Genomic DNA, 21,429 nt, shown 5'->3' with positions numbered 1-21,429 from the left:
ATGAAAATGTTGCCGATACGGTGCGGGTACGGCGATGAAAAAATAAGGCGCTGTTGGGGAAAAGGGATGGCAAAATACGCAAATAAAAATGAGAACGACTATCAATTAATTACAGGTTTGGTATTATTTTCGCCAGATTAACGTTGTATAAAAATGATGGGTGGAGGCACAGCGTGTATACGGCTGATAAGAAGAGTAACCAACGGAGGTCATCCATCTGGCGTCGGCTGGGTGACGTGTTCGGGGGTTTTATGCATCGTCTGATGGCGTTCGCGTTGCTGGGGATGGCAGGCAATGCGTTGGCTGCACCGGCATCGACGCCGATAGCGGCGGCCGGTACGACCACTATGGCTGCGGTTGGCGCCGCACCGTCTGCGTTGCCGCCGACAGGTGCCGTCGGCACGCTGATGAATACTGACTTATCCGTTTGGGGAATGTATCAGCACGCTGACGTGGTGGTAAAAACCGTGATGATTGGCTTGTTGCTGGCATCGGTGGTTACCTGGGCGATCTTTTTTGGTAAAAGCGCCAGCCTGATGAGCGCGAAAAAGCGTATCCGTCGTGAGTATCAGGCACTGGAAGAGGCCCGTACGCTGGATGATGCGACCGATATCGCCGCCGAGTTCAAGCCGGGTAGCGTATCGCTGCAACTGCTGACGGACGCCCGCAACGAGCAAGTGTTGTCTGAGCGCTCCGACGACAACAACGGCATTAAAGAACGTACCGCCTTTCGTTTTGAGCGCCGGGTCGCTGCGACCGGCCGTCAGATGGGACGCGGAACCGGTTATCTGGCGACGGTGGGGGCCATCGCGCCGTTCATCGGTCTGTTCGGTACGGTCTGGGGCATTATGAACAGCTTTATCGGTATTGCGCAGTCTCAGACTACCAACCTGGCGGTTGTCGCGCCGGGTATCGCCGAAGCGTTGCTGGCGACGGCCATCGGCCTGGTGGCGGCAATCCCGGCGGTAGTGATTTACAACGTGTTTGCACGCTGGACGGCCAATTACAAAGCGATGGTCGGCGATGTAGCGGCGCAGGTTCTGCTGTTGCAAAGCCGCGATCTGGATATTGCTGCCAGCGTCGGCAATGTTTCTCCCGCACCGGCGCACCAGCTACGGGTAGGGTAAGCGGATGGCGATGCATCTGAACGACGGGCAGAGTGAAAATGGTGAAATGCATGACATCAACGTGACGCCGTTTATCGACGTCATGCTGGTGTTGTTGATCATCTTCATGGTGGCCGCGCCGCTGGCAACGGTAGACGTGCGGGTCAATTTGCCGGCTTCCAGCGCTACGCCGCAACCGCGCCCGGAAAAACCGGTGTTTCTGACGGTGAAAGCGGATAAACAACTCTATCTGGGTGACGATGCGATTACCGAAGCGACGCTGGCCCAGGTGTTGGAAAGCAAAACGCAGGGTAACAAAGACACCACTATTTTCTTTCAGGCGGACAAAAGCGTCGATTATGAAACCCTGATGCGGGTGATGGATTCGCTGCGTGAAGCGGGGTATCTCAAAATCGGCCTGATGGGGTCGGAGAAAGTGCGCTGAGACGTCTTTGGCCCTGCTGAACAGAACCACCGCCTTGGCGGTGGTTTTTTTATGCGTAAGATTTTGTGGCCGTCGTCACCTTCAGGCTCGAGAGTCAGGATGACGCCAGTGCGGACGGGTGGGGACGTAGATCCGGCTTTCTGTCAGCGGCCGCCCTTCGATAAGCGTCGTGATCATCTCAAAGCTGTTGCGTGCCAGTGTCTCGCAATCCTGAGATACGGTATCGATTTTCATCGTCAGGCAATCGAACAGATAGTGATCGTCGAAGCTGCACAACCGCATGTCGCAATCCATCAGGTTATGCTGATTCAGGTAACGCAAAACCCCTTCCAGCAAACCACAAGCAGCGGTGAATAAGGCGCGGGGCGGACGGCCAAGATGGGCGCACAGTTGGGCGAACATTTCGTAACCGGCGCTGGAATGGTAGTTGCCGTGGATGATCCACTCCGGACGGCACTCAACACCAGCGCGCTCCAGCCCAAGCTGGAAACCGGCCAGCCGGTCGCGGGTCGGTGATATGCGGGATGGCCCGCCGATAAAATAGAATTCGTCCTGGTGCCGCCGCGCAATGTTTTCCACCAGCGCAGCGGTGGATTCCACCGCTTCGGAAACGACCATCGGCAAGTCGGAATCGCCGATGGCCCGGTCGAATTGCAATACCGGCAACTGCTGGTTGATCTTCTGATATTCAGCGTCGCTCAGCATACTGGAGGCAACGATCAGGCCGTCTACCTGACGTTGAATCAAACTGTTGACCGCCATCATTTCCTGACTGGCGTTTTCGTCGGTACAGGCGATCAGCAACTGTAATCCGGCTTCCCGACACAGACACTCCAGCTCGCGCGAGATCATCGCAAAACCGTAGTTGGTCATTTCCGGTACCACCAGCCCCAGCGTGTTGCTTCGGCTGGAGCGCAGAGAACGGGCATGAATGCTGGGTTGGTAGCGTTGTTGTTGCGCCAGCGCCAGCACCCGGTCACGGGTTTCGTCCGAAACGCGGAACTCTTTGCTGCGGCCATTGAGAACCAGACTGGCAGTGGATTTGGATACCCCCGCCAGTCGTGCGATGTCGCTGATTGTGACGCGTTTGGTTGGTTTCACCGTGATATCTTTAGAAAGCAGTGTGCCGCTAACGGCATGAAAAGGAGTCTTATTCTACCACGCATGGTGCTAACAGCCAGTGTTGCAGCGTGATACGACCAGAGCCGCTGAAACTGACCATGGCATCGCAAGTGGGGAAATAACGCGATGACATAACCGCCTGCCCGTGGTTGATAAAAATTTCCACGCTGGAGCGGTCGCACAGGATTTGCAGGTGGTACAGCGGCCCGTTACGCCAGTAACGGTGTTCCGGCTCGTTGGTGCGCCGATTGCGGCGGCTCAGGGTCAAGCGCTCTCCGTCCCAGCACAACACCATCACACCGGCGAAGTTGATTTGAAATTCGCCTTGCGTATCCATCATCAATTCGGCATTGCTGGCGGGTAAGGCCGGCGCATAGTCGGCAACGCCCTGCCACAGATGTTCCAGATGACGTAGGCTTTGCAGCTCGCGCACCGGTTGCTGGTAGATCTGATCATCGCGCAACGTCAGTTCACGCGGGCAGGTCATGGTATGGATCCAGCCGTGGGTGAGCGTCGGCTGGAAAAACTCGTTCTGATCCGGCACGCCCATCCAGCCGAACAGCAGCCGGCGGCCGTCTTCGCTCTGCGTGGTCTGCGGTGCGTAGAATTCGAAGCCTAAATCCAATTCGTGGAAGGCGTGATGAGTGAAACGGCCGTTCTCGTAATCGAGCGAGCCGATGAAATAGCCGGACTGATACGTGTTCAGATAACGCTCTTCTTCCGCCGGCAACCCTTGCGGGCAACAGAGCAACACCTCGCGGTTTTCCAGCGTAAACAGATCCGGGCATTCCCACATGTAACCGAAATCGCCCAGGCCGTTGAGCCGTGAACCGGCGATTTCTCCCAGTAAGTGCCATTGCCGCAGGTCAGCCGACCGGTACAGCAGCACTTTGCCCTGCAAATCCAGGTCCTGGGCTCCCAGCACCATGTACCAGTTATCCTGATGACGCCAGACTTTGGGGTCGCGGACATGGCCGGTATACCCTTCCGGCAATGACAATACCGGGCCGAGTTTATCGAATTCGCCATGTTCATTGGCTTGCGCCAGGCATTGGTACGCGGTGCGTGAGCCGTTGTCATATTTCACGTTGCCGGTATACACCAGCATCAGGGTGTCGTTGTCTACCACGGCGGAACCGGAATAGCAGCCGTGGCTTTCATAGCTTTCAGACGGCACCAGCGCCACAGGTTCATGACGCCAGTGCACCAGATCGGTCGAACTCCAGTGCCCCCAGAATTTGGCGCCGTGGGCGCAGGCGAGCGGGTTCCACTGATAAAACAGATGGTAACACCCCTTGTGCTGGATGAACCCGTTGGGATCGTTCAGCAATCCGACTTGCGGCGACAGATGCCACAGCGGCCGATGGGGATCGAATGCCTGTTTCGAGGAGGCAGACATCAGAGCGCAGGCCATGCGTTTTATCAGATGGATTTCCTTCATTATGCGTTATCCGTTTTGTATTTCAGCAACAGGGAAATGAGGAAGGCGGCACCAAAGGCGATCACCATACCCATCAGATAATTCAGGATAGAACCTGCCTGTACGATAGCGAGCCCTGGAATACCCGTCAGCCCGACCGCCGTCATATTGACGTGATTGGCGACGACCCAGGCACCGCCCAGCGCGCCGCCAGCCAGCCCGGCCAGGAACGGCTTGATGAAACGCAGGTTAATCCCGAAGATCGCCGCTTCGGTAATACCGAGCAGGCAGGATAACGACGACGGCACCGCGATGGCCCTGATTTTGGCATCACGGGTTTTGAAATACACCGCCAGACAGGCACCGCCCTGCGCCACATTCGCCATCGCCCAAATCGGCAGCAGGAAGTTGACGCCGATGGAGGGGTTGCCCAGCAATCCGGCTTCAATCGCGTGGAAACTGTGGTGTACGCCGGTGATGACGATGGCGGAATACAACCCGCCAAACAACAGCCCGGCCAGCCAGCCTGCGTGAGTAATCAGCGTGCTCAGTACGAGGGAAATACCATCGCCCAACATGCGGCCTGCCGGCCCAATCACCAGCATAGCGACGAAGCCGGAAATGATCACCGTCAGGAACGGCGTAACGATAATATCCAGTGCGTTTGGCACCACTTTGCGCAGCCGCTTCTCCACCAGACTCATGAACCATACCGCCAGCAGTACCGGGAATACCGTCCCCTGATAGCCGATCATGGCGAATTCCAGCCCGAACAGATGCATGGTTTTGAAACCACCGGCCACGCCCCAGGCGTTGGTCAACGCCGGGTGAGTCAGGATGCCGCCCAGCGTCGCCCCCAGATAGGGGTTGCCGCCGAATTCGCGCGCAGCGGTAAAGCCGATCAGGATCGGCAAAATGATGAATGCCGCGGAGCTAAACATGTCCAGCATGATGAAAATGGCGCTGCCGGCATCGACCCAGCCATAGGTCTTGATCATGCCGAGCAACCCCATCAACAGGCCGGATGCCACAATCGCCGGGATAATCGGCACGAAAATGTTCGACAACAAGCGGGCCAGGCGTTGCAGCGGATTGAGTTTTTGCGCCGCCAACGTGGCGGCCTCGCTGGTGCTGGCTTCGCTGATCCCGGCGGCCTGGATGAATTCGGCGTAGACCTTGTTTACCAACCCTGAGCCGAAAATAATCTGCATTTGACCGGCGTTCTGGAAGCAGCCTTTGACACCCTCGACACGTTCGATGGCGGCTTTATCGGCCAGGTTGTCATCGTTAAGCACCAACCGCAGGCGGGTAGCGCAGTGCGCGGCGCTGGCGATATTTTCCCGGCCGCCCAGCAAGGGGAGCAGAGATGCCGTAATGGCACGAATATCCATAATGTTCCTCTTTTATCAACAAATCCGTCACCGGCAGCATAAGCCTTGCCGGTGACAGCCGCTTTAACCATTAAAACCAGGTTTCCATCTGGACGCCGAAGGTCCATGCGCCACCGGCTTTGAAACCCGTGGTGCCGAACGCATCGTCGCTGGCGTAATTATCCAGTCGCTTGTCCCAATCCATGTAACTGGCGAATACGCGCAGCTCCGGGCGGCTTAATAAATTGGAGATATCACCCACTTTGAACGTCGGGGCAAAAGTCAGCTTGTAGAATCCGCCGCTGACCTGATTACGCGATAAGTATCCCTGAGGATCCAGATTCATATATTGATAGCTGCCTTCGTACGCCAGTGCGAAGTTTTCCGTGATTTCCTGAATGAAGCGCGCATTAAAGGTGGCCCAGCGGTAATCATCGCCCTGAACGTAACGATCTTTACTGGTTTGCGCCAGAATCGCCGGGGCAAAGCTCCAGGTTTTATTCAGCGCGGTGGTGCCGTAGGTCGCCAGACGCCAGGTATTGGCGTTTTGAGTCAGATTGCCGTCGGAACCGATGGATTTCACTTCACCGCCGAGGCCGTGACCGTACAGCAGCGCCACTTTGGATGTCCCGTCGCGCAGGCCATAGAAGCTGTCGCCGTGCCAGGCGACCAGTGCGTGATAACCCGTGTCGCCGGCATTGGTATTGGTGACATTGCTGCCGTTGTTGCGCCCGATATTTTCCTTCACGTCGTTGTTGCGCGCCCGCAGGCCGCTCAGCATGAACTGGAATGGACCAACGAAGTTATTACTGGTGACGATGTAGTTCTGGATTTCATTATCCAGCGTGGTGATATCGCCAAGGCTGCGGCCATACAGGGATAAGCTGGTTTTCCAGCCGTCCACCGGTTTTACGTCGTAGATACCGCCGCCGGTACCCGCCAGGAATACCACATCGGAATCGATCCAATGAATATCGAAGTTATCGCGGTCGAAGCGTTTACCCGCCCATAGCGTGGTGTCTTTGAAGGCACCGGTGAAGGTCGGCAGCGAGCCCAGTTCCACAAACGCTTCTCGCACGTTCAGATCGCTGGTGCTGGCGGTCCAGTCGTTATAGCTGCGCTGGCCGTCCGCCATCATCACCTTGAAGCGGGTAGTGGCGCCGTTGTCCAGTTTGGTGCGGTGCTCCAGCTTCAGTTCCAGATAGGTGTCGTCTTCGTTGCCCAGTCGGCCGATATGGCCGCCGGTTTCGCCGGCCGGCGTCATGCTGGGGCCGATGTTCGCTTTTGAACTGGTCACGGAGTCATGGATAGCTAGGCCGGAACGGGCGTAACCGTGGAATTCAAAACCGTCGGCAACGTTGCGCTTGTTGGCCAGCGCGTCGGTTTTCAATGCCACTTGCTGGGTCTGCTGTTCGTTTTGTGTAGCGCGCGCCGCGACTTGTTGCGTCTGCTGGGCGACCTGCTGGGTGGTTTGTTCCACCTGCTGGGTTTTCTGCTCGACCTGCGTCGTTCGGGCAGCCAGTTGTTTAGCTTGTTTTTCGGCGGCGTCGGCGCGGGCTTCCGCTTGTTTAGCACGTTGTTCCGCCTGCTGCAAACGCTGCTCCAGCGCGTTCAGACGCGCTTCAATGCTATCAGAAGGGGCTGCCAAGACCTGAGGAGAGCAAAGTGCGAGTCCTACGGCGGCGGCAAGATAACCTGGCTTTATCATGTTGGGTTTCCCTTGGATGGTAAAATGGCTTTTTTTGTTTTGCTAAATTGCTAAACCGGTTATGCGGGGAAAGCTAAATGGCGGAGCCAGACGTTGGCAAGGAATTTTGTGTTCCTGCTGTGCTAACTGTGATCATGACGACAAAAGCTGTTCCCGACGACGAAACACGGCGTACGGGAACAGGTCTGGCGGGGTTATGACGCGGCGGTGAGTTGATGGGCAAACGGCAGGGCCGTCATCGCGCCTTTGGCGGTGGTTGCCAGTGCACCGCAGCGCTGTGCCTGCGTGAGCACTGTCTGCCAGTCGTCGACCTGATACAGGCTATCGTAGCCGGCCAGCGCGGCCAGCATGCCGGCAACAAAGGCGTCGCCGGCACCGGTGGTATCGACCGGTGTGACGCGGTGCGCCAGAAAGTGACGTAACTGGTGATCGTCATGCAGCCAGACGCCGTCGCCACCCTGAGTAATCAGTAACCGTTTGATCGGGTAGCGGGCCATCAGGCGGCTGCTGCCCTGGCGAATATCGTCGCTGCCGCTGAGAAAACGAAATTCCTCTTCCGACAGCTTCACCACGTCTGCCAGCGCCAAGACCTGGTCCAGACTGTCTCTTAACGCCTGTTCGCTGTTCCACAAGTCGGCGCGGATATTCGGATCAAAACTCACCCACCCTTGCGCTGCACGAATCCGGCGTACCGCTTCAAGCGCGGTGCTGCGCGAGGGCTCGCACGACAGGGCGATGGAACAGAGATGCAGCCATTCGCTGCGTTGAAATTCAGGCAGATCAGACGGTTGCAGAAACAGGTCGGCGCTGGGGCGCACCATGAAGGTGAAGGTGCGCTCACCTTGTGCGTCCAGACTGACCACCACGGTGGAGGTCCGGTGTTCCGCGTCCGGTTGCATGTGGCGAATATCCACCTGCTCGCGGGCTAATACATCACGCAGAAAATGACCGAATGCGTCCTCGCCGACACGGCCGATAAAGCCGCTGCGTCCATTCAATCGGGCCACGCCCACCGCAACGTTGGCAGGGGCGCCGCCAGGGCATTTCAAATAGCGCTCTTCGCCTTCAGGGATGAGATCGACCACCGCATCCCCCATTACCCATACTTTGTGAGACATAAGTACACTCTTCATCGGGATAGTGAAATCATCGGAATAGTTAAACTGTTCGCTAAAATAGAAGAAACGGTTTAGCTAATCAACTTGTTGATCGACAATCGGCATGAAAAGCTCAGATTAAGGGGTATGGCGTGAATGGCGGCCCTGCCGATTGGCGTGGGATATATTTTTAAATAATTATTATCACAATCATATTATATTCATTCCTGAATATTATTTTTCAGCTAATAAATATTGATGATGATGTAAGTCGCTTTTTTATTTATAAAAATTATCTTGTCACAGAATATTAATTTTCCATACTTTATAGTGAATCACTCATCAGCCGATGAGCTATGTCGTGTCCGAAGCAGTCTATTTGGCATTGTTGTCCTGGCCTTGTTTTCGTTATTGGGGCCGCGCACAGCCGTTTTCCAGAAATGGAAATGACGTGCTTTATTATTTATTGCCTCTGGCCATGACGAGCTTATCGGTACGCAAGAGCTGTTGATTAACAGCCTCAAAATAATGCGACTGTTTTTCTACAGTTTTTTTTGCTGCTTCAGCAGAGTTGTCCACCGGGAAACATCGGTGCTACTGGCGCGAACTCTGGCCGCGCCGGGGCAGAAAACAATAACAGGAATCATGACGACCTTACGGATGAGGCCTTACTGAAGAGGTAGGTTCATGTTTTCACTGATTGACACACCCTGGTTACCCGCAGTGGGTGCGGACGGACACCGTACCCATATTTCTCTCCGGCAACTGGCCGACGATAGGATTATCGATCTGGCGTGTCCACGGCCTGATTTTCAGGGCGCGGCTTGGCAGTTACTGATTGGCTTGTTGCAAACGGCGTATTCGCCGCCGGATGACGACGGCTGGCAGGCTATCTGGTGCGATGGATTAGGTGACGGCTGGTTAAAAGCACTCGACGGCCTGGCGCCTGCGCTCCGGTTTGGCGGTGAAAAACCGGCATTTATGCAGAGCTTCTCGCCATTGAAGGCTGACAATAATCCGATTTCCGGTTTACTGATCGATGTGCCGGGTAGTCATACTCTCCAGCGTAATAAAGACCACTTCACCAAACGCGATGCCGTAGGGGCCATCTGCCCGCATTGTGCGGCGCTGGCGCTCTACACTCGACAAATCAATGCGCCGTCGGGCGGTGTCGGCGTACGTGGTGATGGCCCGATTACCACGCTGTTGGTGCCTTACGATGCACAAAAACCGGTGCCGCTGTGGCGCAAGCTGTGGGCTAACGTTACCCCCGGCGAGCGTGGGCGTTGTGGTGCCGACGTGTTCCCCTGGTTGGCGTCCACCCGTACCGGCAAGAATGACAATGTGCAGATAACGCCGGAAAATGCACACCCATTGCTCGCGTTCTGGGGTATGCCGTGCCGTATCGAACTCGATTTCAGCCATACTGAATCCGGCCACTGCGATGTGTGCGGCGATAGTGCGGAACATTTGCTGACGCACTACCGCACCCAAAATGATGGCGTACAGTACGCACACTGGCAGCACCCGCTGACGCCTTACCGCTTGTCGAACAAAGACAGCATGTTGCTGGCGTTAAAAGGCCGGCCTGGCGGGCTTGCCTATCGAGATTGGCTGGGGCTGGTTGCCGGCACCCAGGATGCACAGGGGCAAACCGTGCCCGCTCGCGTAGTCAGCCTGAACCAGCAGCGTATGCCGCTGCGCCATAAAGTCGGGATGTGGTGTTTCGGTTACGATATGGACAACATGAAAGCTTGTTGCTGGCACGAGCACCGCGTCCCGGTATGGAAAGATATCACCCCGGAAGTCCGCGACTACCTGCCGCTGGGCTTACAAATGGCACACGACGCTCAGCAACTGCTGCGTCAGTCGGTGAAAGCCGCTTGGCTCAGTTGCCCTAAACAAGAGTCGGACGGCGACTTCAGTTTTATTGATGTGTCGTTCTGGCAAGAGACTGAACAGTTTTTCCGTCAACTCTATCGCTCGATAGCCGGTGGCAAGTGCGCCATTGGTGCGTTGAGTGCCTGGCAGAACCAACTCTACATGTATCTGATTGGCACCTTCGATCGATTGACTTTCGGCAATCTGGATCAGCAACACGACATGACACAGGCGGTAAAAGCGCGCAGCGAGATGGTGAAACTGTTCTATAGCCAGAAGTCGATGAAACAGCTTAAACAATTGCAGCCTCAGGAAGAGGTGGTGAATGGATAAGACCGCCACGTCGCGGGTGGGGCGACCAGCCAGCAGCGATGAAGGCGGAGAAGATCGAACCGTGATTTAAGCAATGATGGAATCAGTATAACGAAAATCCTCGTGGCCGAGCGGCGTAGCGCTGCCCGGCCACGAAGCACCCACGAAAGCAGTAGAGCAATGCAGGAATTGGCTGACCATAGTCAGGAGCTCGGACTCTACTAATGACACACACGCCTTATCCCGTAATATTAGATGCTTGTGTAATTTACCCTTCTGTTCTACGGGATTTATTACTCTACTTGGGGCTAACAGGGCTGTATCAGCCCAAATGGACGGCTACCATCGAGGATGAATGGCAGCGCAATCTACTGGCAAATAGACCGGATTTAACTCCGAAGCAAATCTCTCGGACAAGAGAGCTGATGAATAAGGCGGTTCCTGATGCGATGATTGCAGGCTTCGAACCGCTCATTCCAGGCATCGTACTTCCTGATCCTGATGATCGCCGATAACCCGGCCCACTGGTCAAACCACCAAAATTTCCCTTTCTGTGAAGGTGTTATCCGTTTTTTCTATTCATTACAGGCAAAATCCCGGCGCAGCAGGTCTTTATTTTGCCCGGGAAGTGGCATTATGTGCAGTTCGCGATGACAGGGACTGATACTATCCGGTCAGACAAGGATTAACGACGTTCCCCCCGGAGAGAGGCCGTGGAAGCAGATAATACCTTGGGAGTCATTTCCCGCTATTTAAAGAAGTTGCATGTGTTGACGCTGTGTACCAGCGATGATGACGATTTATGGTGCGCCAACTGCTTTTATGTGTTTGATGATGAACAGATCGCTTTTTACATCATGACGGAGCCGGACACCCGGCATGGCGAGATAATGCGGCGGTGTTCGCGGGTCGCGGGCACGGTGAATGGTCAACCCAAGAGTGTGTTGCTGATTCGGGGCGTGCAGTTTTTGGGAGAAATCCGTCGCTTAAGCGGTGAAGAAGAAACTCAGGCTCGCAACCGTTATAACGTTCGCTTTCCCATCGCGCGCAGCAGCGGTGCGCCGGTCTGGAAGCTGTCGCTCAATGAAATGAAAATGACCGACAACGCGCTGGGTTTTGGCAAGAAGCACCTCTGGCGCCGTGATGCGGTAGCGGAAGCGCTGTAATCCGCCTTGATTTTCATTCGCCTTGATTTTCATTAATCTGCCGCCGGTGGCGCGCAATGCGCCACTCGGTTTGTCTGCGCCGGTCTGTGACAGCGGACCGGCGGTCTTCACCGCAAGTGGTGAATCACTTGGTTGCGGCTACCGCGCCATACCAGCGTCAAATCCCGTAGATCCTGTTCGAATTTGCCGTCCACCAGCACGTTGATCAAGCCTACTACGTCGCGCTGTTCCTGCGTCAGCTCATCCAGCCGGTAGCCGGTCCACATCCAGATGTCTTTACCGGGACATTCGTCATGCACCCGTTGCACCAACCGCAGAATATCGGACACATTTTGCGGATGCAGCGGGTCGCCCCCCGACAACGACAAGCCTTGCAGCGGCAAGTCGGTATTTTGCAGATCGGCGATGATGCGATCTTCCATTTCCGGCGTGAAAGCGTGCCCGGAGTTCAGGCGCCAGGTGCTCTGGTTATAGCAGCCGGGGCACTGGTGCTCGCAGCCTGCCACAAACAGCGTACAGCGCGTTCCCGGGCCATTGACCACATCCACCGGGTAGTATTGATGGTAGTTCATAGCGATGACCGTCCAAAGGGCCGCCCTGAGGGCGGCATCAACCTAACGCCGCAGTCGTGCATGAGGCCGCGCGCCCAGTGGGAGCGCGGCGCAGACTGTCAGCCCAGTTGCCCACTGGCAAGGTGTTTTACCCGGCGTTTAACCTCTTCCTGCTTACCGGCGTTGAACGGACGCGCATCCGGGCTGCCCAGATAGCCGCATACCCGCCGCGTCACCGAGACGCGCGAAGCGTCGTGATTACCGCACTGCGGGCAGGTGAAGCCTTTGCTGGTGCAGGTAAACTCGCCGTTATAGCCGCACTCGTAGCACTCGTCGATCGGCGTATTGGTGCCGTAATAGGGAACTCGGGTGTAGCTGTAGTCCCACACGTCTTCCAGCGCCTTAAGGTTGTGCTGCAGATTGGGATACTCGCCATAACAGATAAAACCGCCATTCGCCAGCGGCGGGTAAGGGGCCTCAAAATCGATCTTCTGGTACGGATTGACCTTTTTTTCCACGTCGAGATGGAAGCTGTTGGTGTAGTAGCCTTTGTCGGTGACGCCGGCTACGACGCCGAATTCAGCGGTATCCAGACGGCAGAAACGGTCGCACAGGTTTTCGCTCGGCGTACTGTACAGGCTGAAACCGTAACCCGTTTCTTCTTTCCAGCTGTCAGTGGCGGCCTTCAAACGGGCAACGATCGCCACCGCTTTCTGCCGCAGGGTGTCATCATCAAACACATGAACCTGATTGCTGAACAAGGCGTTGATGGTTTCATGAACCCCGATATAACCCAGCGAAATAGACGCGCGGCCGTTCTTGAAAATCTCGGCGATATTGTCGTCCGCCTTCAGGCGTACTCCGCAGGCCCCTTCCATATAAAGTATAGGCGCTACGCGCGCTTTTACATTTTCCAGTCGGGCAATTCGCGTCATCAGCGCCTTTTTCGCCAGTAGCAGGCGCTGATCCAGCAATTGCCAGAAGCGCGCTTCATCGCCGTGGGCTTCCAGCGCGATACGCGGCAGGTTAAGGCTGATTACGCCCAAATTATTGCGGCCGTCGTGGATCTGCTCACCGTTTTCTTCATACACGCCAAGGAAACTGCGGCAACCCATCGGCGTCTTGAACGAACCGGTGACTTCCACCACCTGATCGTAATTGAGGATATCCGGGTACATGCGCTTACTGGCACACTCCAGCGCCAGTTGTTTGATGTCGTAATTCGCGTCGCCCGGTTTATGGTTGAGGCCGTCGCGGATGGCGAACACCAGTTTCGGGAACACCGCCGTCTTATGATTTTTGCCAAGCCCGGCGATGCGATTACGCAGGATGGACTCTTGAATCAACCGCGACTGCCAACTGGTGCCCAGCCCGAAACCGAAGGTAACGAACGGCGTCTGGCCGTTGGCGGTGTGCAGGGTGTTGACTTCATACTCCAGCGACTGGAAGGCGTCGTAGCACTCTTTCTCGGTACGGCTGCGGGCGTAGCCTTCGGCATCCGGGATCTGCCATTCGCGGGCCACGGCGCAATGTTTCTCGTGGCTGGCGGTAACGAACGGCGCCAGAATTTCATCAATCCGATTGATGGTGGTGCCGCCATAAATGTGACTGGCGACTTGCGCGATGATCTGCGCGGTGACCGCCGTGGCGGTGGAGATAGACTTCGGCGGCTCGATTTCCGCGTTGCCCATCTTGAAACCTTGCGTCAGCATGCCGTTGAGATCAATCAGCATACAGTTGAACATCGGGAAGAACGGCGAATAGTCGAGGTCGTGGTAGTGAATCTCGCCGCGTTCGTGGGCCAGCACCACGTCGCGCGGCAGAATATGCTGTTTGGCGTAATGTTTGGCGACAATCCCTGCCAGCAGGTCGCGCTGGGTGGGAATGACTTTGCTGTCTTTATTGGCGTTCTCGTTCAGCAGGGCAACATTACTCTGCTCCACCAGTCCGCGGATTTCCTGATTCAACCGCCCCTGACGCTCGCGAGCGACATCGCGGTCGTGGCGGTATTCGATATAGGTGCGCGCCAGTTGCTTGTATTTGCCGGACATCAGCAGATTTTCCACCGCATTTTGGATCTCGCGGATATCTACACGCGCTTTTCCCTGCATCTGCTGAGCGACGGCGCCGGCGACGGTGGCACAGTAGTCCGCGTCATCCACGTTGGCGGCTTTAGCCGCTTTGATGACCGCGTCATTGATTCGGTTTTCGTCAAAAGGTACCTGACATCCGTCCCGTTTAATCACTACTGGTTTCATGTTGTTCCTCGGTGTGTTTCCTTTGTTGGGGTTATCCACAGGCGAAAACCGCGTCTGACAACGAGTGCGGAGGCTGTGGATGGTTTTGTGGATAAACACAATATGTAGGTTCTTGTAAAAGGATAGACACTATATATTGAATTCGCCTGCAGGGTGACCCGGTTTTATTGCGCCAAAATTGACCTGGCTCAAGGAAATTTGAGCATCGTAGAGAAATCAGTCTTGTGTAAATAATGAACAGAAAAGACCAGGCATGATGCGGCCCGCCGCCACTGGCCTGACGACAGTCTGTACTTTTAGCTATCAAGGCATCTAGACATCCATATAGGGTTTTTGTATGGTGGCGGGAAATTTCTTTTATACGATGACGCGATTCGCGATTAAGGAAAGACGATGGCAGACAACGTTCTGATACTGGACGGGGGAATGGGACGTGAGCTGGCTCGCATTGGCGCGCCCTTCCGCCAGCCGGAGTGGTCGGCGCTGGCGTTGATGGAGTCACCGCAACATGTGCGTCAGGTGCACGACAGCTTTATTGCCGCCGGTGCGCAGGTGATTACCAGCAACAGCTATGCGGTGGTGCCTTTCCATATCGGCGACGCGGAGTTTAGCGCACGGGGTCAGGCGCTGGCCGCGTTGGCCGGGCAACTGGCGCGTCAGGCGGCGGATGCCGCATCGCACCCGGTGCGTGTCGCTGGCTCACTGCCGCCGGTGCTGGGTTCTTATCGCCCGGATCTGTTCAACGCCGCCGCCGCGACGCCGATTCTGAAAACGTTGATCGACGCCCTCAATCCTTATGTGGACGTGTGGCTGGCGGAAACCCAAAGCTCGCTGGCGGAGGTGGCGCTGGTGCGTGAGCTGCTGGCGGATGACCCGCGCGAGCTGTGGCTGTCCTTCACTTTGCAGGATGAACTGGACGCCGACGGTCACGCTCGCCTGCGCTCCGGCGAAACCGTGGCGGCTGCGGCACAGCAAGCCGCCCGTCTGGGTGCGGCGAACCTGTTGTTCAACTGTAGCCGCCCGGAAGTGATGGCGCCGGCGGTGGCGCAGGCGCGTGCGACGCTGAACGCGCAGCCTGCCGCGATTGGCGTGGGCGTGTACGCCAACGCGTTCGAGCCGGATGATAATCAGCGCGGTGCGAACGAAGGGCTGAGCCGGTTACGCACCGATACGCACCCGGAAGGCTACCTGCAATGGGCGCAAGAGTGGGTGGCGCAGGGTGCATCGCTGGTTGGCGGCTGCTGCGGCATCGGCCCGGAGCACATCGCCCGTCTGGCACAGGCATTTAACCGTCAGGCGTAAACGCCGACGGCTATTTTTATAACGATAATAATCATCCGTACAGGATGAGCACTCACGAAGGGAACACAACATGAATCGTCGTCATTTTATTAAAAGTGCCTGCGCCTTGTCCGTCGCGGCGGCGGCTACCGGCTGGCCGCTGAGCGCCGCCTGGGGGGCGGACGCCGCCGAACAACCGAAAAAAGGCGGTCACCTGATTGTCGGGGTGGATAATGCCTCCAGCACCGACCGTCTTGACCCGGCGTTTTGGTTTGAAACCTATATGTATTTCGTGGGCTCCCAACTGTTTAATAACCTGCTGGAGCTGGACGAAAAAGGCGAGCTGGTGCCGTCGCTGGCCGAATCCTGGGACAGCAAGGACGGCGGGCGTACCTGGGTGTTGAATATCCGTAAAGGCGTGCAGTTCCATGATGGCCGCACGCTCAGCGCCAAAGACGTGATCTATTCGCTTAACCATCACCGCGGCGAGCAGTCCAGCTCGTCGGTGAAAGGGTATCTGGATCCGGTGGTGGCGATGGACGCGACCGACAGCCATCAAGTGACCATCCGCCTGAGCGAGCCGAACGTGGAGTTCGTCGCGCTGCTGAGCGACGTACACTTCGCCATTACCCCGGAAAACGAGAATTTCGACAAAGGCATCGGCACCGGCGCTTTTATTCTGGAGAGCTTCCAGCCGGGTGTGCGCACGCTGGTGAAACGCAACCCGAATCACTGGAACAGCGCGCGCGGCCATGTCGATTCGGTCGAAACGCTGGCGATGAACGACTCTACCGCCCGGGTGGCGGCGCTGGTGAGCGGGTCGGCGCACATTATCAACCGCGTGAACCCGCGTATCGTCGGGCGCATTCAGAACATGCCGACCTTGCAACTGCTGCGTTCGCGCGACAGCCAGATTTTCACCTTCCCGGGTTTGAGCAATGTGGCGCCGTTTAACAACCAGGATGGCCGACTGGCGCTGAAATACGCCATCGATCGCCAGCAGATTATCGATACCGTGCTGGGCGGCTATGCCAGCGTGGCTAACGATAACCCGATTTTCCCGTCCAATCGTTACTTCGCCAAAGACATTCCCCAGCGTCCGTACGACCCGGAGAAAGCCAAATGGCACTGGCAGAAAGCCGGATTCAGCGGTCCGCTGACGTTGTCCGTCGCCGATGCCGGTTTCCCCGGCGCGGTAGATGCCGGTCAGTTGTATCAGGCGTCGGCGCAGAAAGCCGGTATTCCGCTGAATGTGGAGCGTGTGCCGGATGATGCGTTCTGGGACAATGTATGGATGAAAAAACCGTTCGTTTCCTCTAACTGGTCGGTACGCCCGACTGCCGATGCGCTGCTGTCGCTGGTGTTCACCAGCCAGGCGCCGTGGAACGAATCCGGCTGGAAGAATGATGCGTTCGACCAACTGGTACGTGCGGCACGCGGCGAAGCGAACGAAGAAAAACGTCGCCAAATCTACCATGACATTCAGGTGATGCTGGTGGATCAGAGCAGCGAAATCATCCCGTTGTATGCTGATGCGCTCGACGCCTGCAGTACCAAAGTGAAAGGGCTGAATGCCATTCCGGGCTTCCCGTTGAGCGGCAACCGCGCAGCGGAAAAAGTATGGCTGGCCTGAGGCAGGTAATGTGACGACTCTTCACCGATGGACGGGTCTTGCTCAATGGACTGACCGCTACCCGCTGCTGATGCTGATTCTGCGGCGTCTGCTGGCGGGGGTGGCGATGGTGGCGGTGGTATCGGTGTTGATTTTCGCCGGTATCCAACTGCTGCCGGGCAACGCTGCGACCGCCATTCTCGGGCAGACGGCGACGCCGGAAGCCGTACGAGCGCTCAATGCGCAGTTGGGGCTGGATCAACCGGCGTTTTCCCGTTATCTCGGCTGGTTGTGGGGCGTGCTCGGCGGTGATTTCGGCCAGAGCTTTACCAGCCGTCAGGCTATCGCGCCGGTGCTGGCGTACCGGTTGGAAAACACGCTGTTTCTGGCCGGGTGTACGGCGGTGGTCGCGGTGCCGCTGGCGCTGCTGATAGGCTTTCTGTCGGTGCGTTATCAGGGGAGCTGGCTGGACCGGCTACTCAACCTGTTTACCCGCGTCGCGGTGGCCTTGCCGGAATTTTTCTCCGGCTATTTATTGATTCTGATTTTTTCCATCACCTTGTTCTGGCTGCCGAGCAACAGCAACGTCAGCGACAATATGCCGCTCGGCGCGCATCTGACCGCTATCGCGCTACCGTGCATGACGCTGGTGCTGGCGGTGTTGGGCCACATGAGCAATATGACCCGTGCGGCGCTGATAGGCGCGCAAAATGCCGCTTATGTCGATACGGCATTGCTGAAAGGAATGTCGCCTTCGGCTATCCTGCTGCGCCACGTACTGCCGAATGCCTGGGGGCCGATCATCAACGTTATCGTGCTTAACCTGGCCTACCTGATGGTAGGGGTGGTGATCGTTGAAAGCGTGTTTGTTTACCCGGGGCTGGGGCAGTACATGGTCGATAGCATCAGCAAACGCGATATGCCGGTGATTCAGGGCTGCGCGCTGGTGCTGGCGACGATTTACATCCTGCTGAATCTGCTGGCGGATGTGGTGTCGCTGATGGCGAATCCCCGCTTGCGTCATGCCCGGCGGTAAAGCCGTCAACCGAATGGATATCTGCACATGCCTGCTGTAAAACCTTCCGTGGTGCTTGGCCTGTTGGGGCTGAGCCTGTTTATCGGCGTAGCGCTGTTGGCGCCCTGGATTGCGCCTTACCCGGCCGATAAGGTGGTCGGCGGCGCCTGGCTGGGGCCGATGCCGCAGGCGTGGCTCGGTACCGACAATATCGGGCGCGACCTGTTTTCCCGTTTGATCTGGGGCACCCGCACGTCGTTAGTCGTGACGGCGCTGGCGGCGGCGCTGGCGTTTGTGCTGGGCACCGGGCTGGGTTTTTTGGCGGGAGTGTGCGGCGGCTGGGTCGATCAACTGATTTCCCGCGTCAACGATGTGTTGATGGCGATCCCTACGCTGATTCTGGCGTTGGTGGTACTGGCGATGCTGCCGAAAAGCACCGTGATCATCATTCTGGTTTTAGGGGTGTTGGAAGCCACCCGCGTACTACGGGTGTCGCGCGCGCTGGCAGTGGATATCGCCACGCAGGAGTTTATCGAGGTGGCGCGACTGCGCGGCGAGTCGATGGGGTGGATCCTGTGGCGTGAGATTTTGCCGAATGCACGCAACACGCTGGTGGCGGAGTTCGCACTGCGTTTTATTTTCATTTTACTGTTCCTGTCGGCGCTGTCGTTTCTCGGGCTGGGGATTCAGCCGCCGACCGCCGACTGGGGCGGGCTGGCGCGCGACAACAAAGACGGCATTCTGTTTGGCGTGTGGGCGGCGCTGGTGCCGGGGGCGGCCATCGCCCTGCTGGCGGTGTCGCTCAATGTGGTGGCCGACTGGCTGTTAAGCCGCGATGGGCGTAACTGGCGGAGGCCGTCATGAGTGAGTTGCTGCGGGTTGAACAGTTGTGCGTAGTCGCGGGCGGGCGGGCGCTGGTGCAGGACATCAGCTTTACCCTCAATAAAGGCGAAGTGCTGGGGTTGATTGGCGAGTCCGGTGCGGGTAAGTCCACCATCGGCCAGGCGATTCTTGGTCACTGTCGTCACGGTATGCGTATCGACAGCGGGCATATCTGGTTTCAGAACGACGATAAACACAGCGATCTGGCCGCGTTATCGGAGCGGCAGCTACGGCGGGTGCGCGGTGCGCGCATCGCCTATGTGGCGCAATCCGCCAGTGCGTCGTTCAACCCGGCGCAACGCATCGGTGAGCAGGTGATTGAAACGGCGGTGCGCCACGGTGTGCTATCGCGCCAGCAGGCGATTGCACGGGCAATCGAACTGTTTACCCAATTGTCGTTGCCGGAACCGCAAACCTTCTTCCAGCGTTATCCGCATCAGGTATCCGGCGGGCAGTTGCAGCGGGCAATGATCGCGATGGCGATGTGCTCCGGTCCCGACCTGATCATTTTTGATGAACCCACCACCGCGCTGGACGTCACCACCCAGCTCGGGGTGCTCAATGCCATTGACGAGATCATCCGCCTGACCGGCGTGGCCGCGCTGTATATCAGTCACGATCTGGCGGTGGTGGCGCAAATCAGCCACCGCATCATGGTGTTGCGTCATGGTCGTCAGGTAGAAATCGGCGATACGGCATCGCTGTTGGATAACCCCACTGAAACGTATACCCGCGAACTGTTACAGGCACGCGGCGAACCCAAAGTGCCGCAACCGACGACCGACGACATCCTGCTGGATATCCGCCACCTTGGCGCACGTTATCAGCAGCAACCGGTGTTGCAGGATGTATCGCTGCAACTGGCGCGCGGGCGCACGCTGGCGGTGATCGGCGAGTCTGGGTCGGGCAAATCGACGCTCGGGCGTACTCTGTGCGGGCTGCTGGCACCGGCGGGCGGCGAGATTCGGCTGAATGGCGACGCCTTGCCGCCGAAACTGGCGCAGCGCAATCGCGCTCAACTGCAATCGATCCAGATGATTCACCAGCACCCGGATACGGCGCTCAACCCGCGTTTGCCGGTCGGCGTGCAGATTGAGCGGGCAATGGTATGCCTGACCCAACTAGACGCCACCGCGCGGCGCTTGCGCGTCAGCGATTTGTTGCATCAGGTGGGGTTGCCGGCGGAGATGGCGCAGCGTTACCCCACCGCGCTGTCCGGCGGCCAAAAACAGCGGGTCTGTATTGCCCGGGCGCTGGCGGCGCAGCCGTCGCTGATCGTCTGCGACGAGCCGACCTCGGCGCTGGACCCGCTGGTCGCCCGTGACGTGCTCGCGCTGCTGCGCCTGATCCAGCAGGAAACCGGCGTCGCTTATCTGTTTATCACCCATGATTTGCACGTGGTGCGTGAAGTGGCCGACACCGTGGCGGTGTTGCGTCACGGTCATATTGTCCGGCAAGGCCCGGTGACGGAAGCGCTCTCGCCGCCGCTGGATGACTACACGCAACAACTGCTGCTGGCGGTGCCGGAAATGCGCTGTGGCTGGCTGCGGGACGTGATGGCGCGGGAACGGTGATATCTGGTTTTGTTTGCTTTGCGCGCCATATATTGCAGGATATACTGGGGTGGTTTTCTTATTGTGGATTCTATGATTATCTAAGTAGACAGGGAGCGTTTGTATGTCACACCTTATTTATTTAACCCTAGAGGGAAGCCAACAGGGATTAATCTCTTCCGGTTGTTCAACCTTTGACTCTATTGGGAATCGCTATCAAAGTGGGCATGAGAACCAGATACAAGTATTAGGATTAAGCCACTCTATAACTAGAGAGGATAATATTGCTCATCATCCAATACAACTAACTAAACCGATAGATAAGTCATCACCATTACTTGGTATGTCTATTACCTCCAATGAGAAGCTTGCTGCTAATTTCTTTTTTTTATAGAACGAATTCTGCTGGACAGTTAGAGATTTTCTATGAGCTGAAGCTAATAGATGCAAGAATTGTGGATGTATCATCCTCCTACCCTCACTCTATTAATAGTAATGAAGTTTTGCCATATGAAGTGGTTCGGTTGAAGTACAAGTCAATAGAGTGGTCACATAAAACAGCAGGAACGTCTGGGTATAGTATATGGAATGATGATTATGAGTGATATTTAATAGAGTTAAGGCTGGTTTTTTATAATTAATAGGGAATG

General features: G+C 56.8%; 17 protein-coding genes and 1 pseudogene. 11 read left to right on the top strand and 7 right to left on the bottom strand.

Annotation, left to right across the window (positions count from 1 at the left end; genetic code table 11):
• Nucleotides 1-173 precede the first annotated feature (173 nt).
• Nucleotides 174-1,127, top strand: coding sequence for a tol-pal system-associated acyl-CoA thioesterase (gene exbB, locus DCH402_RS18550; RefSeq protein ID WP_081642189.1), 954 nt, complete (start codon nt 174-176; stop codon nt 1,125-1,127).
• Nucleotides 1,128-1,131: 4 nt separating this feature from the next.
• Nucleotides 1,132-1,551, top strand: coding sequence for a TonB system transport protein ExbD (gene exbD, locus DCH402_RS18545; RefSeq protein ID WP_015848069.1), 420 nt, complete (start codon nt 1,132-1,134; stop codon nt 1,549-1,551).
• Nucleotides 1,552-1,632: 81 nt separating this feature from the next.
• On the opposite strand, the gene DCH402_RS18540 is transcribed toward exbD, so the two are convergent.
• From DCH402_RS18540 to DCH402_RS18520, 5 genes are all read right to left on the bottom strand, one after another.
• A complete protein-coding gene (locus DCH402_RS18540; protein WP_040002739.1) occupies nt 1,633-2,652 on the bottom strand; it encodes a substrate-binding domain-containing protein in 1,020 nt (339 codons plus the stop codon).
• A 49-nt stretch (nt 2,653-2,701) separates the two neighbouring features.
• Nucleotides 2,702-4,114 carry a sucrose-6-phosphate hydrolase gene (locus tag DCH402_RS18535; protein WP_040002737.1) on the bottom strand — a complete coding sequence of 471 codons (1,413 nt, stop codon included), beginning with the start codon at nt 4,112-4,114 and terminating at the stop codon, nt 2,702-2,704.
• On the bottom strand, nt 4,114-5,484 hold the full coding sequence (locus DCH402_RS18530) for a sucrose-specific PTS transporter subunit IIBC (RefSeq protein WP_040002735.1): 1,371 nt from the start codon (nt 5,482-5,484) through the stop codon (nt 4,114-4,116). The genes DCH402_RS18535 and DCH402_RS18530 overlap by 1 nt, the downstream gene beginning before the upstream one ends.
• A gap of 70 nt (nt 5,485-5,554) precedes the next feature.
• A complete protein-coding gene (locus tag DCH402_RS18525; protein WP_081642188.1) occupies nt 5,555-7,171 on the bottom strand; it encodes a carbohydrate porin in 1,617 nt (538 codons plus the stop codon).
• A 194-nt stretch (nt 7,172-7,365) separates the two neighbouring features.
• A complete protein-coding gene (locus DCH402_RS18520; RefSeq protein WP_040002734.1) occupies nt 7,366-8,289 on the bottom strand; it encodes an aminoimidazole riboside kinase in 924 nt (307 codons plus the stop codon).
• 666 nt (nt 8,290-8,955) lie between these two features.
• Between DCH402_RS18520 and casA the strand changes: the two genes are divergently transcribed.
• The 3 genes from casA (at nt 8,956) to DCH402_RS18505 (ending at nt 11,627) form a co-directional block, all read left to right on the top strand.
• Nucleotides 8,956-10,482, top strand: a complete 1,527-nt coding sequence (gene casA / locus DCH402_RS18515; RefSeq protein WP_040002732.1) for a type I-E CRISPR-associated protein Cse1/CasA — start codon at nt 8,956-8,958, stop codon at nt 10,480-10,482.
• Nucleotides 10,483-10,685: 203 nt separating this feature from the next.
• Nucleotides 10,686-10,976, top strand: a complete 291-nt coding sequence (locus DCH402_RS18510; protein WP_233276303.1) for a hypothetical protein — start codon at nt 10,686-10,688, stop codon at nt 10,974-10,976.
• Nucleotides 10,977-11,174: 198 nt separating this feature from the next.
• Entirely contained in the window at nt 11,175-11,627 is a 453-nt protein-coding gene (locus DCH402_RS18505) for a YhbP family protein (RefSeq protein ID WP_040002731.1), read from the top strand.
• Between the two features lie 107 nt (nt 11,628-11,734).
• On the opposite strand, the gene nrdG is transcribed toward DCH402_RS18505, so the two are convergent.
• Together nrdG and nrdD are read right to left on the bottom strand one after the other, a co-directional pair.
• Nucleotides 11,735-12,199, bottom strand: coding sequence for an anaerobic ribonucleoside-triphosphate reductase-activating protein (gene nrdG / locus DCH402_RS18500; protein ID WP_040002729.1), 465 nt, complete (start codon nt 12,197-12,199; stop codon nt 11,735-11,737).
• A gap of 98 nt (nt 12,200-12,297) precedes the next feature.
• Nucleotides 12,298-14,436, bottom strand: coding sequence for an anaerobic ribonucleoside-triphosphate reductase (gene nrdD / locus DCH402_RS18495; RefSeq protein WP_040002727.1), 2,139 nt, complete (start codon nt 14,434-14,436; stop codon nt 12,298-12,300).
• 393 nt (nt 14,437-14,829) lie between these two features.
• Here nrdD and DCH402_RS18490 point away from each other — a divergent pair, with 393 nt between their 5' ends.
• From DCH402_RS18490 to DCH402_RS21745, 6 genes and pseudogenes are all read left to right on the top strand, one after another.
• The gene (locus DCH402_RS18490) at nt 14,830-15,738 is read left to right on the top strand and encodes a homocysteine S-methyltransferase family protein (protein WP_040002725.1); all 909 of its coding nucleotides are present in this window, start codon (nt 14,830-14,832) and stop codon (nt 15,736-15,738) included.
• 70 nt (nt 15,739-15,808) lie between these two features.
• Nucleotides 15,809-17,350 carry an ABC transporter substrate-binding protein gene (locus DCH402_RS18485; protein WP_040002723.1) on the top strand — a complete coding sequence of 514 codons (1,542 nt, stop codon included), beginning with the start codon at nt 15,809-15,811 and terminating at the stop codon, nt 17,348-17,350.
• 70 nt (nt 17,351-17,420) lie between these two features.
• Nucleotides 17,421-18,365, top strand: coding sequence for an ABC transporter permease (locus DCH402_RS18480; protein WP_015848055.1), 945 nt, complete (start codon nt 17,421-17,423; stop codon nt 18,363-18,365).
• Nucleotides 18,366-18,392: 27 nt separating this feature from the next.
• On the top strand, nt 18,393-19,208 hold the full coding sequence (locus DCH402_RS18475; protein WP_040002721.1) for an ABC transporter permease: 816 nt from the start codon (nt 18,393-18,395) through the stop codon (nt 19,206-19,208).
• Complete coding sequence (locus DCH402_RS18470; protein ID WP_040002719.1) at nt 19,205-20,800, top strand: ABC transporter ATP-binding protein; 1,596 nt, start codon at nt 19,205-19,207, stop codon at nt 20,798-20,800. Before DCH402_RS18475 ends, DCH402_RS18470 begins: the two co-directional genes overlap by 4 nt.
• A gap of 103 nt (nt 20,801-20,903) precedes the next feature.
• Nucleotides 20,904-21,384: pseudogene (locus DCH402_RS21745) on the top strand (Hcp family type VI secretion system effector).
• The last annotated feature ends 45 nt before the right edge of the window (nt 21,385-21,429 follow it).

Origin of the sequence: Dickeya chrysanthemi NCPPB 402, from assembly GCF_000406105.1 — a bacterium.
Lineage (GTDB): Bacteria > Pseudomonadota > Gammaproteobacteria > Enterobacterales > Enterobacteriaceae > Dickeya > Dickeya chrysanthemi.
This window is presented reverse-complemented; position numbering and strand designations above follow the sequence as displayed.

What these genes read in the sequence shown, in the direction of transcription:
- nrdG (WP_040002729.1), bottom strand. Translation starts at nt 12,199, where the DNA reads ATGAACTACCATCAATACTACCCGGTGGATGTGGTCAATGGCCCGGGA.
- nrdD (WP_040002727.1), bottom strand. Translation starts at nt 14,436, where the DNA reads ATGAAACCAGTAGTGATTAAACGGGACGGATGTCAGGTACCTTTTGAC.
- DCH402_RS18470 (WP_040002719.1), top strand. Translation starts at nt 19,205, where the DNA reads ATGAGTGAGTTGCTGCGGGTTGAACAGTTGTGCGTAGTCGCGGGCGGG.
- DCH402_RS18525 (WP_081642188.1), bottom strand. Translation starts at nt 7,171, where the DNA reads ATGATAAAGCCAGGTTATCTTGCCGCCGCCGTAGGACTCGCACTTTGC.
- DCH402_RS18535 (WP_040002737.1), bottom strand. Translation starts at nt 4,114, where the DNA reads ATGAAGGAAATCCATCTGATAAAACGCATGGCCTGCGCTCTGATGTCT.
- DCH402_RS18475 (WP_040002721.1), top strand. Translation starts at nt 18,393, where the DNA reads ATGCCTGCTGTAAAACCTTCCGTGGTGCTTGGCCTGTTGGGGCTGAGC.
- exbD (WP_015848069.1), top strand. Translation starts at nt 1,132, where the DNA reads ATGGCGATGCATCTGAACGACGGGCAGAGTGAAAATGGTGAAATGCAT.
- DCH402_RS18490 (WP_040002725.1), top strand. Translation starts at nt 14,830, where the DNA reads ATGGCAGACAACGTTCTGATACTGGACGGGGGAATGGGACGTGAGCTG.
- DCH402_RS18485 (WP_040002723.1), top strand. Translation starts at nt 15,809, where the DNA reads ATGAATCGTCGTCATTTTATTAAAAGTGCCTGCGCCTTGTCCGTCGCG.
- DCH402_RS18520 (WP_040002734.1), bottom strand. Translation starts at nt 8,289, where the DNA reads ATGTCTCACAAAGTATGGGTAATGGGGGATGCGGTGGTCGATCTCATC.
- DCH402_RS18480 (WP_015848055.1), top strand. Translation starts at nt 17,421, where the DNA reads ATGCTGATTCTGCGGCGTCTGCTGGCGGGGGTGGCGATGGTGGCGGTG.
- DCH402_RS18530 (WP_040002735.1), bottom strand. Translation starts at nt 5,484, where the DNA reads ATGGATATTCGTGCCATTACGGCATCTCTGCTCCCCTTGCTGGGCGGC.
- casA (WP_040002732.1), top strand. Translation starts at nt 8,956, where the DNA reads ATGTTTTCACTGATTGACACACCCTGGTTACCCGCAGTGGGTGCGGAC.
- DCH402_RS18510 (WP_233276303.1), top strand. Translation starts at nt 10,686, where the DNA reads ATGACACACACGCCTTATCCCGTAATATTAGATGCTTGTGTAATTTAC.